Origin of the sequence: Natrialba swarupiae (assembly GCF_008245225.1) — an archaeon.
Lineage (GTDB): Archaea > Halobacteriota > Halobacteria > Halobacteriales > Natrialbaceae > Natrarchaeobius > Natrarchaeobius swarupiae.
On the sequence record NZ_VTAW01000010.1, the window covers coordinates 41,393 to 54,876 of the forward strand.

The 13,484-nt window shown below is 62.8% G+C and carries 13 protein-coding genes and 1 tRNA gene; 10 read left to right on the plus strand and 4 right to left on the minus strand.

Annotated elements, in window-relative coordinates; translation table 11 throughout:
* Positions 1–186: 186 nt before the first annotated feature.
* Positions 187–271 (minus strand) — tRNA-Leu (locus FYC77_RS09450).
* A gap of 46 nt (positions 272–317) precedes the next feature.
* Positions 318–491 (minus strand): hypothetical protein, encoded by a 174-nt coding sequence (locus tag FYC77_RS20405; RefSeq protein ID WP_165874869.1) that lies wholly within the window; start codon positions 489–491, stop codon positions 318–320.
* A 242-nt stretch (positions 492–733) separates the two neighbouring features.
* On the opposite strand from FYC77_RS20405, the gene FYC77_RS09455 reads away from it, so the two are divergent.
* Positions 734–1,042 carry a transcription initiation factor IIB family protein gene (locus FYC77_RS09455; protein ID WP_149081260.1) on the plus strand — a complete coding sequence of 103 codons (309 nt, stop codon included), beginning with the start codon at positions 734–736 and terminating at the stop codon, positions 1,040–1,042.
* Positions 1,043–1,115: 73 nt separating this feature from the next.
* Here FYC77_RS09455 and FYC77_RS09460 read toward each other — a convergent pair whose 3' ends face one another.
* Entirely contained in the window at positions 1,116–1,595 is a 480-nt protein-coding gene (locus FYC77_RS09460; RefSeq protein ID WP_149081261.1) for a phosphopantetheine adenylyltransferase, read from the minus strand.
* 116 nt (positions 1,596–1,711) lie between these two features.
* Here FYC77_RS09460 and FYC77_RS09465 point away from each other — a divergent pair, with 116 nt between their 5' ends.
* The 4 genes from FYC77_RS09465 (at position 1,712) to FYC77_RS09480 (ending at position 6,438) form a co-directional block, all read left to right on the plus strand.
* Positions 1,712–3,967, plus strand: coding sequence for an NADP-dependent malic enzyme (locus FYC77_RS09465; protein WP_149081262.1), 2,256 nt, complete (start codon positions 1,712–1,714; stop codon positions 3,965–3,967).
* A 61-nt stretch (positions 3,968–4,028) separates the two neighbouring features.
* Positions 4,029–5,399: an outer membrane protein assembly factor BamB family protein gene (locus FYC77_RS09470; protein WP_149081349.1), complete on the plus strand. Its 1,371-nt coding sequence runs from the start codon at positions 4,029–4,031 to the stop codon at positions 5,397–5,399.
* Between the two features lie 165 nt (positions 5,400–5,564).
* Positions 5,565–5,921 (plus strand): hypothetical protein, encoded by a 357-nt coding sequence (locus FYC77_RS09475; RefSeq protein WP_149081263.1) that lies wholly within the window; start codon positions 5,565–5,567, stop codon positions 5,919–5,921.
* 145 nt (positions 5,922–6,066) lie between these two features.
* On the plus strand, positions 6,067–6,438 hold the full coding sequence (locus tag FYC77_RS09480; protein ID WP_149081264.1) for a 30S ribosomal protein S8e: 372 nt from the start codon (positions 6,067–6,069) through the stop codon (positions 6,436–6,438).
* A 43-nt stretch (positions 6,439–6,481) separates the two neighbouring features.
* Here FYC77_RS09480 and FYC77_RS09485 read toward each other — a convergent pair whose 3' ends face one another.
* The gene (locus FYC77_RS09485) at positions 6,482–7,477 is read right to left on the minus strand and encodes a phosphate signaling complex PhoU family protein (protein ID WP_149081265.1); all 996 of its coding nucleotides are present in this window, start codon (positions 7,475–7,477) and stop codon (positions 6,482–6,484) included.
* A 203-nt stretch (positions 7,478–7,680) separates the two neighbouring features.
* On the opposite strand from FYC77_RS09485, the gene FYC77_RS09490 reads away from it, so the two are divergent.
* From FYC77_RS09490 to pstB, 5 genes are all read left to right on the plus strand, one after another.
* Positions 7,681–8,724: a PstS family phosphate ABC transporter substrate-binding protein gene (locus FYC77_RS09490; protein WP_149081266.1), complete on the plus strand. Its 1,044-nt coding sequence runs from the start codon at positions 7,681–7,683 to the stop codon at positions 8,722–8,724.
* A complete protein-coding gene (gene pstC, locus FYC77_RS09495; protein WP_149081267.1) occupies positions 8,721–9,650 on the plus strand; it encodes a phosphate ABC transporter permease subunit PstC in 930 nt (309 codons plus the stop codon). Before FYC77_RS09490 ends, pstC begins: the two co-directional genes overlap by 4 nt.
* Positions 9,647–10,549, plus strand: coding sequence for a phosphate ABC transporter permease PstA (gene pstA / locus FYC77_RS09500; RefSeq protein ID WP_149081268.1), 903 nt, complete (start codon positions 9,647–9,649; stop codon positions 10,547–10,549). Before pstC ends, pstA begins: the two co-directional genes overlap by 4 nt.
* A 179-nt stretch (positions 10,550–10,728) precedes the next feature.
* The gene (locus tag FYC77_RS09505; RefSeq protein ID WP_149081269.1) at positions 10,729–12,432 is read left to right on the plus strand and encodes a sensor histidine kinase; all 1,704 of its coding nucleotides are present in this window, start codon (positions 10,729–10,731) and stop codon (positions 12,430–12,432) included.
* 190 nt (positions 12,433–12,622) lie between these two features.
* Entirely contained in the window at positions 12,623–13,480 is an 858-nt protein-coding gene (gene pstB, locus FYC77_RS09510) for a phosphate ABC transporter ATP-binding protein PstB (RefSeq protein WP_149081270.1), read from the plus strand.
* The last annotated feature ends 4 nt before the right edge of the window (positions 13,481–13,484 follow it).

Genomic DNA, 13,484 nt, shown 5'->3' on the forward strand with positions numbered 1-13,484 from the left:
GGATGTCACACCTTGGTAACCAACTCTACTCGGAACACGATACTGCGAGACCGGACGATACCAGTGTGTGGGACCGGATTCGAACAACGCGAAGACGTGCTCGCTGCGCTGCGCGCGACTTCTCTCGTTCGAATCCGCTCTTGCTCCTTCACTGCAACTGCTCGCTTCGCTCGCAGTTTTGTTCAGTGCGCGGGACCGGATTCGAACCGGCGGACCCCTACGGGACAGCGTCCTAAGCGCTGCGCCGTTGGCCTAGCTTGGCTACCCGCGCTCACCCCGAGGTTTTGCCGATTCGAGTAAGAACCTGTCGATCCGTTTTACTCGTGTTTGACCGGCTCCTCGGGCGACCAGTCCGGCGGAACGATAAACGTCACGTGCTCCGGATCCCGAAGCTGATGTAGCTCTGCCGCCTGTTCGGCCAGCGATCGATCTCGATACGGCATCTCGAGACCGCAACCGGTACAGACGAGCTTGCAGGTTGGCTCTTTCATGACGAACGACTCCCCGACGAGTGCGGGTGGCGGGCGTCGACACCATCTTGGCTGGATCCGTGCTTAAGTAGTTATCTCCTAGTGAAATCCGGACAGAACGGCCATTCTCCCTAGCTATTCGTAGCCAGACGTTGGCTCGAGTAGCACGCTGTTGCCGTTTCCGACGGTAATCGATCTTGGAGGGGCGACGGACGACCGACACCGACGGGAGATTTATCACCGACGAAGGAAAACGATGACCCATGCACAGCGCACGTGACCGCGTCGAGTACGCGGCCTGGCTCGAAGAACTCGAGAGTGTGGCCGACCGACTACAACTCTCGGGGGAGGCGCGATCGTGTGCGATGGATCTCTTTCTCGTCGACGTTCCGGACGAAGACCGGTCCAAGCGGGCGGTTCTCGCCGCGAGCGTCTACGCGGGATCGTTGATCGCCGGCGACGGTCGAACGCAGGGCGAGGTTGCCGAGGCGGCCGACGTCTCTCGGCTCTCGATTCAATCCCGATGGAAAACGCTCCTCGAGGAAGCGGGACTCGAAGCGCCTCGCTGGTGACGTTACACCGTTTCGCGGATACAGCGGCCGGCTTACCCGACCGAACGGTCCAGTATGGGGAACGAAATACCGGTTAGGTGTCGCCGGTTCCGCCGTCGAGAACTCTCCCGTGTTCGTCGATTTCGCCACGGACGATCCTGGTACTCGAAATGATGTCACCGTCATCGGCACGGAGATGAGGGACGACGACGACCTCGAGCGGGTCGTGTCCCCGCTCGCGGCGGATCTCGTTGATCCGCTCGCCGCCGTCGCGGGTTTCGGGGGAGACGACGAGGTAGTCGAACTGGGGTTCGATTGCGATCCCCGTCGGTTCCTCGAGCGGTCTGATCTCGAACTCGCAGTCGTACTCGGCGGCGATCGGTTCGAGCGCCTTCTCGAGGGCGTTTGCGCGCTCGTCGTAGGAGTTGACGTGTCGTTCGACGTGTCGCGTTTTCGGGGCGAGTTCGTCGCTGGTCAACCCGATCGTCACGTCCCCGAGTTCGAACGCCCGTTCGAACAGCCGACGGTGACCGTCGTGAACGGGGTCGAACGTCCCACCAAGCGCGACGTCCATACGCCACTCCACTAGGGCGGCCCGTATAAAACGGTCGAATGCAACCCTCCTGAGGTTCGACGATCGTCGATTTCCACCTTCGCATCGTTTTAGTGGTCCCCCGTCGTGTCCCCCGTATGGGACTAGACGAGGACGCACTCGAGTATCACCGGATGGAACCGTCCGGCAAGATCGAAATTTCGACCACGAAACCGACGAACACGCAACGCGATCTCTCGCTTGCGTACTCGCCGGGTGTCGCAGCGCCGTGTACCGAGATCGCCGAGAGCGAGGCCGATGCATACACGTACACGGCGAAGGGGAATCTCGTCGGGGTCGTCTCGAACGGCTCCGCCGTGTTGGGACTCGGCGATATCGGCGCACAGGCCTCAAAACCCGTCATGGAAGGGAAAGGCGTGTTGTTCAAGCGCTTCGCTGATATCGACGTCTTCGACATCGAACTCGACGAAGCCGATCCCGACAAGGTCGTCGAGGCCATCAAAATGATGGAACCGACGTTCGGCGGGATCAACTTAGAGGACATCAAAGCGCCCGGCTGTTTCACTATCGAGGAACGTCTGCGAGAAGAGATCGACATCCCGGTCTTCCACGACGACCAACACGGCACGGCGATCATCTCCGGTGCCGCGCTTCTCAACGCCGCAGATATCGCCGGCAAGAGCCTAGAGGAACTCGAGATCGTCTTCTCCGGGGCGGGCGCGAGTGCGATCGCGACGGCTCGGTTCTACGTCTCGCTTGGCTGTCGGAAAGAGAATATCACGATGTGTGATTCCTCGGGGATCATCACGGAGGCCCGCGCCGAAGACGGCGGTGTCAACGAGTACAAGCGACAGTTCGCCCGCGACGTGCCGGAGGGTGGCCTCGCCGACGCGATGGAGGGTGCCGACGTCTTCGTTGGTCTCTCGATTGGTGGTATCGTCTCCCAGGAGATGATCGAGTCGATGAACGAGAACCCGATCGTGTTCGCGATGGCGAACCCGGATCCGGAAATCTCTTACGAGGATGCGAAGGAAGCCCGCGACGACACGGTTATCATGGCGACGGGCCGGTCGGATTACCCCAACCAGGTGAACAACGTCCTCGGTTTCCCCTTCATCTTCCGCGGCGCACTCGACGTCCGCGCGACCGAGATCAACGAGGCAATGAAAGTCGCCTGCGCGGAGGCGCTCGCCGATCTCGCACGCCAAGACGTTCCCGACGCCGTCGTCAAAGCCTACGGCGACGATCCGATCCAGTACGGGCCCGAGTACATCATCCCGAAGCCGGTCGACCCACGCGTACTGTTCCGCGTTGCGCCCGCGATCGCCGAGGCTGCGATGGAATCCGACGCCGCACGAGCCGAGATCGACCTCGAGGAATACGAGGAAGAACTCGAGGCCCGACTCGGTAAGTCCCGCGAGCTGATGCGGGTGGTGCTCAACAAGGCGAAAAGCGACCCGAAGACCGTCGCGCTGGCCGAGGGTGAAAACGAGAAGATGATCCGGGCGGCCTACCAGATCCAGGAACAGGGGATCGCGGCGCCGATCTTGATCGGCGACGAGAGCGAGATCCGGCGAACGGCGGCGAATCTCGGTCTCGACTTCCAGCCCCAGGTCGCCGATCCGACCGTCGGCGACTACGAGGCCTACGCCGATCGACTACACGAACTTCGCCAGCGCAAGGGGATCACCCGGACGGAGGCGGGCGAACTCATCGAGCGCGACTCGAACTACTTTGGCAGTGTGATGGTCGAACAGGGCGACGCTGACGCCTTGCTGACCGGACTCTCCCATCACTACCCCTCCGCGCTGCGTCCGCCGCTGCAGGTTATCGGGACCGCCGACGACGTCGACTACGCCGCCGGCGTCTACATGCTCGCGTTCAAAAATCGCGTGGTCTTCGTCGCCGACGCCACGGTCAACCAGGATCCCGACGAGGACGTCCTCGCGGAGGTCACGAAACAGACCGGCAAACTCGCCCGGCGGTTCAACATCGAACCCCGCGCCGCGTTGTTGTCGTACTCGAACTTCGGCAGCGTCGACAACGAGGGTACCCGAAAGCCCCGCCGCGCCGCGAAGATGCTCCAGGACGACCCCGCGGTCGACTTCCCCGTCGACGGCGAGATGCAAGCCGACACTGCCGTCGTCGAGGACATCCTCGAGGGAACCTACGGCTTCTCCGACCTCGAGAAGCCGGCGAACGTGCTCGTCTTCCCCAACCTCGAGTCGGGCAACATCGGCTACAAGCTGCTCCAGCGACTGGGCGGCGCGGACGCCACCGGCCCGATGCTCGTCGGGATGGACGAACCGGTCCACGTCCTCCAGCGAGGCGACGAGGTCAAAGATATCGTGAACCTGGCGGGCGTCGCCGTCGTCGACGCACAACAGGAGTAGAGTCGTGAGCGAGCAGTCGTCCGATCGACCGAAGACGGCGGGGCCCGAGACGGCAACGGGAATGCCGACCAGACGGAAGCTCCTGGCGACGGTCGCGACCGCCGGGCTGGCCTCGATCTCGGGCTGTACGACCGCGTACGGGCGGATGAGCCCTAGCTGTTCGCAGGCAACGGCTGACGCCGGTCCGACGACGACGCCCCGACCCGTCGCCGACGACGTGACGATGTTTCGTCGTGGGCTGCGCCGGTGGGGCTACTACCCCGAGGCGACCGTCCCCTCGGACGTGCAGGTCGACTGGTCGGTTCCGGTCAACGGAATCGGCCACACAGCGGCGAAGTCGACGCCCCGGCCGATGCCGGACGGCGAGACGATCCTCGTCGCGAGCGACACCGGCGAGATCCACGCCGTCACGCCCGAGGGCGAGAACCGCTGGACCCTCGAGACGGGAGCCGGGGTCGGGCCGGGGAGTCTCGGATTTCACGGAACGCCGGCGGTCGTCGGCGACACCGCCTACGTCGGGGGGTACGACGGTGCGCTGTACGCCGTCGACGTCGAGGCGGGCGAGTTGACCTGGCGAACCGGTGCCCGCGAGTTCGGCGGCTCGATCGCGATCGGCTCGAGTCCTGCCTACATCGACGGGGCACTCTACATCCTTGCGGAGTACAGCAATCCGGCGAGCGGAGCGCTGTGGGAGATCGACGCCCGGACCGGGCGGCCGACCTGGAGCGACGACGATATCTGGGGGATGCCCCATCCCTCGCCCGCGATCGACTGCGACGCCGGCCGGCTCGTTACCGGCTCGAACGACGGCGTCGTCTACTGCTGGGAGTTTCCATCACTCGAGCGCGCCTGGACGTTTCAAGCCGGCGGCGAGGACGGCCCCGACGGCGAGGAGATGGCCGACGGAGCGTTCACCCTCGGTGCGGAGATCAAGGGAACGACCCCCGTCTACGACGGTGCGGCGTTCGTCGGCTCCTGGGACGGGCGCTTCTACCGGCTCGACCTCGAGGACGGACGCGAGGAGTGGTCGTTCGACACCGGCCGCGTGATCATGTCGAACCCGGCGCTCGATCCGGAGGGCGGCGTCGTCTACGTCGGAAGCGACGACAACCACGTCTACGCGCTCGATACCGATACCGGAGAGCAGCTGTGGTCTGCGAACGTCGGTGGTACCGTCATCGGCTCGCTGACAGCCACTGCGGAGACGATTCTCGTCGGCTCTTACGACACCCATCTCTACGCACTGGACCGCGAGACCGGCGAGCGTCGGTGGCGCGTCGAGAACCGCGGTCACGTCACCGGCGGCGCGATCCCGCGAGACGGGCGGATCTACTACAGCGAACGCGGCGTCTTCTCGAACTACTGGGACGACGACGAAGAGACCGTTCTCGAGGAGCGGGGCCACGCCTACTGCCTCGTGGCGGACGACTGAGGTGGATTCCTGTCCCGATTTTCCGGCACACCCGCCCCACGGGTCGCGGGTTCGCCGGGAGATCGGGACGCATCCGTCTCAGATACTGCCAGTCGACGCCGTCGGCCCCGTGACTCGGCGTCACTCACACAAACATATATATCAAACATCGGCTATTGGTTGGGCATGCGTTCGAAACTGACTCCTCAACGGATTTTCCGCCACCCCGACGTGTTCGTCGCCTCGGTCAAACATCACAGCTACCGGGTACTGACTCGTCCAATTCACACGGGCGTCTCGATCGTCGTGACGTACGCTTTCGTACTCTTGCTCGTCGCGTTCGCGACAAATCCCGACGGCGTACGGGCGCTCTCCGAGTCGGGCGTGTCGATCGGTACGGTCGTTCCGTTGCTCCCACCGGTGACTGTGTTGGTCGTCCTCGCCGGTGCCACGATAGTTGGCGTTCCAGTCGGAACCGTCTCTCGCGGCGTCCGGCGTGACCTCAGCTCGAGTCGACGGCGGCGACAGCGCCGGCGTGAGTGATCGGGATCGATACCGTTCGATCCGGGAACGGACGAAGAACGTGTGGGTTCGTCCGAACCGCTGTTCGACTCGAGTCGGGCTATCGACGCCGACGGCTTCGAGACGAAAGCGTGCATTCAAGTAGACGCCGGATCTTTTCTCGCGTATGCAAAATCAGGGACGCTCCACGCGAAAGCGTACCGGTGGCCGACTGAAAAACGTTCGAAAGCGCCGAAAGGACGAACTCGGCCGACTCCCGACGGAGACGCAGGTCGGTGAGCCACGATTCCGGACCGTCGACGTCCGCGGCAACGGCCAGAAAACCCGCGCACTCGCGACGAACGTCGCAAGCGTCAACGACGGCGGCGAGACGCTCTCGGCGGAAATCGAAGACGTCGTCGAAAACGACGCGAACCCCAACTACGTCCGCCGGAACATCATCACGAAAGGCGCAGTTATCGCGACCTCCGAGGGTGAGGCCCGCGTCACGTCCCGACCCGGCCAGACCGGTCAGGTCAACGCCGTTCTCCTCGAGTAACGTTTCGACTGTTTTCCGAGTCGTCGCGTTCGAACTCCTCGAGCTACGGCCGCGGAGCCGCCTTCTGTAACGCCGTCTCGGCGATGTTTCCGCCGTAGTCGGCGCTCCGGGAGAGCGAGTCGACGATCAACCCGAGCGACTGGGCCTGGACGGGATCGAGGTCGCGCAACATGTCGTCGATCGTTCGGGTGTGTTCGTCGATCTCGAGCACTGCTTCGTGGGCCGCGTGTCCCAGCTGGCTCGCCTCGTCGCTCTCGTCGGCGAACAGCGCGTCCATCGATTTCTCGAGGACGTCGGTAGCGTCGGCTTGCAGTTCGGAGAGTGCGGCGGCGACGTCCTCCGGAATCTCGTCGAGTTTGAGCGCCAGATTGCTGATCTTGGCGGCGTGGTCGGCGACCCGCTCGAGTTGGCGGGCACTCGAGTGGAAGTCGAAACAGTCCTCGCGGGGGACGCCGAGTTCCTCGGCGGCGCGAGGGGACCGAAGCGTCGCACGAAAGATCCGGGAGACGACCAGCCAGAGGCGGTCGACGTCGTCGTCGCGCTCGATGACGTCGCGGGCGATGTCGTCGTCGTTTTCGACGAGTGCGATGACGGCGTCTTCGAGCATCGAGGTGGCGATCAGACGCATCCGGGAGACAGCGTTGACGATCGACAGCTCCGAGGAGTCGAGTAAGTCCTGGATGACGACGCTGTCGGTCGTCTCCTCGAGAACTTCGACGCCGACGAGGCTCTGGGTCGCGTCCCTGATCGCCCGTCGTTGATCCGTCGTGATGCGGCCCGCCTCGAGGCGGATGATGTCGAATCCGCTGACGTACATCGTCATTACGGCACGAGTGAGTCGCTCGCCCTCGAGGTCTGAGACATCGAGGGTCCCCTCCTGGCGCTCGACATCGCTCTGTGGCGTCAACAACAGCGCGTCGTCTTCGGGATAGAACTCGACGGTCGTCCCGGCGCTGACACCGTTTTCCGTCGCCCACCCCTTCGGGAGCGAGACGGTGTACGTCGACCCTCCCGTCACCTGCACTTTTCGGGTCTCCATGTGGCGAGGTTGTGGCGGTGGGAATATAAATCTGGCCAGGTCTCCGTACTTCTAGTGAGGCCGTTGTTCCAGGCCAATAATGGTTGATATGCGGATTATCGCTCTGCTACCCTCGTCACCGATCTCGGTACCCGTTGTCTAACATAGAAATATATAGCAAACATAGTAGGGTATTTAGAGACGATATCACCACTAACTGAGTGATGGCAAACGAGCCGATTACCGGTCGGGCCGACGCGGTTTCGCGTCGGCACGTTCTACTCGGCGCTGCCGGAACGGCACTTTCTGGGCTCGCGGGGTGTCTCGCACGGGGAGAGGATAGCGGGCTCGACGGCGAAATCCGAATGGACGGCAGTAACACGGTCCTTCCACACGGCGCCGTCGTCTCCGAGGAGTTCCAGTGGCGCAACAACCGGGTCGTGATCCCCGTCCGGGGATCCGGAACGGGTGCAGGGTTCCAGCGCTTTTGTGCCGGTGAAACCCACGTCCAGAACGCGAGCCGGCCGATCCTCGAGGACGAACGGGATCTCTGTGGCCAACACGGGATCGAGTATCTCGAACTCGAGACCGCACTCGACGGGCTGGCCGTCATCGCGAACCCCGACAACGACTGGTGTGAGTCACTCACTGTCGAGGAACTCGCGGCAATCTGGGAGTCCGGATCGGACGTCGAGACCTGGAGTGACGTCCGTCCGGACGACCCGGACTTTCCGGACGAAGAGATCGAACTCTACGGCCGCGATCCCGCTTCCGGCACGTTCGATTACTTCACGGAGGAGATCACCGGCGAGATCGGAAACATTCGCTCGGATTACTCCGCGAGCGCGGATACGAACGTGATCGTCCGCGGCGTTCGCGGGAGTGAATACGCCCTCGGGTTCGGCGGTGCAGGCTACTACTACGAGAACGAAGACGAGCTCAAACTGCTCGGCGTCGACGACGGCGACGGCGTCGTGAAACCGAAACGAGAGACGATCGAAAGCGGCGAGTACCAGCCGTTGACGCGGCCACTGTACACCTACTTCCGAACCGACGCCTTCGAGCGCGAGGAGGTTCGTGCGTTCGCCCGATTTTACTTCGAGGCGATCGACGGGGAGGCGACCGACGCCGAGATCGTCGAACCTGGGGAGGAACTGACGTGGACGCAGTGGGCCGCCCGACGCGTCGGCTACTACGCGATTCCGGACGAACAGGTTCGGGCCAGCGCGGAGAAACTCGAGGATGCGATCGCGGAGGAGCGAGAATGAGCCAGGCCGAAGGAACGACGGATATCACGACCGGTGGCTCGAGCGGGATCGACGACCGGAAGAACGCGACGATTCGGTACGTCTTCTTCTCGTGTGCACTCGTCACCGTTCTCACGACGCTCGGAATTATTCTGGTCCTGGTTCAGGGATCGATCGAATTCTTCCAGCAGGTCTCGATCGTCGAGTACTTCACCGGCACCGAGTGGTCGCCGGTGATCCGGCCGCGAAGCTACGGCGTCTTGCCACTGATCTGGGGGACGCTTCTGATTACGGCCGGTTCGGCGCTCATCGCGATCCCCGTCGGAACCGCGACGGCGATCTACCTCTCGGAGTACGCCGACCCGCAGGTCCGTAAGGTGATCAAGCCGACGCTCGAGATCCTCGCCGGGATTCCGACGATCGTCTACGGCTTCTTCGCGCTCTCGTTTATCACACCGATCATCCAGCGCGTATTCCCCGATACCGGAACGTTCAACGCGGCCGCGGGTGCGATCGTCGTCGGCATCATGGTCATCCCGATGGTCTCGAGTCTGAGCGAGGACGCGATGTCCGCGGTGCCCGACGACCTGCGCAACGCGGCCTATGGCCTCGGCGCGACGAAGTTCGAGGTGTCGACCCGTGTCGTCTTCCCCGCGTCGCTATCGGGAGTCATCGCCTCCTACATTCTCGCGCTCTCGCGGGCGATCGGCGAGACGATGGCCGTCACGCTCGCAGCGGGGATGCATCCCCAGATCACGATGGATCCGCTCGAGCCGATCCAGACGATGACCGCCTACATGGTCCAGATCGGGATCAGCGACGTCTCGGTCGGTTCGATCGGGTATCAGAGCCTGTTCGCCGTCGGACTGACGCTGTTTGCCATGACGCTCTTGATGAATCTGTTCAGCCTGTGGATCAAATCGCGCTACAGGGAGGAGTACCAATGAGCACGAGCAATCCGTTCGCCGAAGGCACCGAGGACATCGCCCGCAAGCGATTGATCGGTCGCGTATTCGTCGCGATCTGTTTCGCGTCGACGCTCGTCGGCATCGTCGCGCTCGTCGCGCTGATCGTGGACGTCCTCTACGAGTCGTGGGGGTGGGTCACCTGGGAGTTTCTGACGTACCCGCCCTCGCAGGTGATCGAGAACTTCCTTCCGGGGGGGCGGGGTGCGGGTATCTATCCCGCGATCGTGGGCTCGATCTTCCTCATCGCGTTGACCGCCGTCTTCACCGTCTTCCTCGGGGTCGGCGCGGCGGTCTATCTGGAAGAGTACGCCGGCGACAACTGGTTGACGTCGTTCATCGAAGCGAACATCGCCAATCTCGCGGGCGTCCCCTCGATCGTCTACGGGCTGCTCGGACTGGCCATCTTCGTCCGTGGGATACAACTGGGCTCGAGTCTCATCGCCGGTGCGTTGACGCTGACGCTTCTGATCTTGCCGATCGTCATCGTCTCGACACAGGAAGCGCTCCGTGCGGTGCCGGACTCACAACGCCAGGCGGCCTACGGTGTCGGTGCGACGCAGTGGCAGGTAATCCGTGACGTCGTCTTGCCGCGAGCGCTTCCCGGGATCATGACCGGGACGATCCTTTCGCTGTCGCGGGCGATCGGCGAGACGGCACCGATCCTGATGGTCGGTGCCGCGACGTCGCTGTTCGTCGCGCCCGACGGCCTCACGAGTCCGTTCAGTGCGATGCCGATGATGATCTTCGAGTGGGCGACCCTTCCCGAACCCGAGTTCCAGCACGTCGCCGCCGCCGGAATCGTCGTATTGCTTACGATTCTGTTGTTGATGAACGCAATCGCGATCTTCATCAGGAACAGGTACGATCCGCGGAGCTAACCGGAAATCGATCCGCGGTGTCGGGGTTGCGTCGACAGCGATGCGACGATTGAAAACGTCTTTTAGTAAACAGTGACGACTATTCCGCCTTCGTTTCGCCTCGCCAATGGCTGAACGTGACACGAGATAGCCACAATTATAATAGTCCCTTGATATGTAATGCCAATGGTCGCCGGCGAATGAGGCTAACGTATCGGTTCTGTGTCGCGTTCGTCATCGTCGTGATCGTCTCGGGGGGCGTCCTCGTGGTCACGTTCGATACACACCGAACCGATGTGCTCGACAGTGCCGAGGACTCGGTTGCCGAACGGGCCGAGCTCTCGGCGACCATGCTCGACGATCGGATACGCGAACAGCAACGAACACTGGCCATCGCAGCGAACAACCCGGACGTCAGAGCACACGGAACCGAACGACAGGGGGACACACTCGAGCAGTTCGTCGACGTTTCCGCGTTCGGCGGCGTCACCGTAGTCGACGAAACTGGAGCGGTGCGGGCGATCGAAACCAGACAGGCAAGCACCTCGGTGACGATCGTCGGAACGGATCTCAGCGACCGACGATACGTCGACCGATCGCTTCGTGGGGAAGAGTACGTCAGTGATCCGCTCGAAGCCGAAACCGGTAACGACGTCATCGTCGTCAGCACACCGATCCGCGAGGACGGCGAGATTGTCGGCTCGCTCAACGGTGCCTACCACATCGATGACGAACGGTTGTTCGAGCCCATAGCCGAGGACGACCAGGGTGCGATAACCGTCGAAGCCGACGGGGAGACGGTGTTTACGAACGCCGATCACCTCGACGAGACGATCGAGGACGAGGCGACGGTCGGGACCGTCGACTGGACGGTTACCGCCCACCGGGAACGGGGAGAGGTTACCGGATCGATCGACCGGTTAGTACTCTTTCAGACGGCCTCGGCCGTCGCGTTGCTCGGTTCGGTCACCGGGTTCGCCGTGTGGATCTATCGGTCGAAGGTTCGACGGATCGGGCGGATCCTCGAGCGGCTTCGAGCACTCGAGCGACGTGAGTACGGTGACGAACCAGCGATCGGCGGTGCCGCCGAGTGGCGACGGATCGACCGCGCACTCGATGGGTTGGCGGGATCGCTCGCCCGGCGCGAACAGATGCTCCTCGTCCTCAATCGAATTCTACGACACAACCTTCGGAACACGCTGAATCTCGTCGTCGGTCACGCCAACGATCTCGAATCCAGACTCGACGGAGAAAATCGGGAGTCGGCCGCCGAGATCGCAGCGGCGACGCGTGAACTGCTCGAACTGGCCGACCGTGCCCGAACGACGGAGTCGTTGCTCGATCCGATCGACGACGAGACGCTTCGAACTGACGTCGCGACGATCACTCGCGAACGCGTCGACGCGTTCGACGCGGCGAGCCGTTCGCGCGATCTCGAGAGCGTCATCGTCGACGGACCTGAGCAGGCAATCGCGGCCTGTGGAGAGGGAATCGGCATCGCGATCGACGAACTGCTGGCGAATGCGGCCGATCACGCCGGGCCGAACCCATCTGTGACCATCGAGATCGAACCGACGTCGGAGTGGATTCGCCTGGCCGTCGAGGACGACGGTCCCGGCATTCCGCCGGAAGACATCTCGGTGATTACGGGCGAGCGGGAAATTTCCCAGGTCAATCACGCTGGCGGTATCGGCCTCTGGCTCGTCGACTGGATCGTCAGCCGGCACGGTGGTCGGCTCTCGATTTCGTCGTCCGAATCGGCCACAGCCGGGGACGTAACCGAGAGAGACGACGCCGGGAGTACGGTCGTCCTCGAACTCCCCCGACCGGCCGAGCCGACGCCACCAACCGAGAACGAAGCCGGGACCGAAGACGCTCGCTCCGATCGAATCCCCACTCAATAGAGATATATAGTCAACGGTCCCGGACCGGAGAGATCATAGTATCCTATTTAGGTGGGCGTTCTCTGTTTGTATGTACGTAGAACGAACCCGGACGGGTCGGTCGTCTCGATCGATACGTCCGGCGAACGATCCGGACGAGGAGCGTTTCGGACCAGGCAACTGCCTACTCTCGAAGAATGAACTACCGTCCATGACTGCAAACGCCGGTGGACCACGAACGGTATCGAAAGCCGAGACCGACGATCACCGGTCCGAACCGACCGAAGACGACGCACCGCTTGGCTCACCTCGAGTCGCCGACCCCGTCATCAAATCCCGGGATCTCGACGTCTACTACGGCGACGAGCAGGCACTACACGGTATCCAGATGGAAATTCCCGAACGGAAGGTGACCGCGCTGATCGGCCCCTCCGGCTGTGGGAAGTCGACGTTCCTCCGGTCGATCAACCGAATGAACGATCTCATCGACATCGCTCGCGTCGAGGGCGACCTTCGGTTCCACGGAAAGAACGTCTACGACGAGGACGTCGATCCGGTCGCGCTTCGCCGGAAGATCGGCATGGTGTTCCAGAAACCGAACCCGTTTCCGAAGTCGATCTACGACAACGTCGCCTACGGCCTGCGCGTCCAGGGCAAAGACGACGACGTCGACGAACAGGTCCACACGGCACTCGAGCGGGCGGCGCTTCTAGACGAGGTCGAGGACCAACTCGACTCCTCCGGGCTCGATCTGTCGGGCGGACAACAACAGCGACTGTGTATCGCTCGAGCGATCGCCCCCGATCCGGAGGTCATTCTGATGGACGAACCTGCATCCGCGCTGGACCCGGTCGCCACCTCGAAAATCGAGGATTTGGTCGAGGAGTTAGCCGAAGAGTACACGGTCGTGATCGTCACCCACAACATGCAACAGGCGGCGCGTATCTCAGATAAAACCGCGGTCTTTCTCACCGGCGGCCATCTCGTCGAGTTCGACGACACCAACAAGATCTTCGAGAACCCCGAAAGCGAGCGCGTCGAGGATTACATCACCGGCAAATTCGGCTGATCCT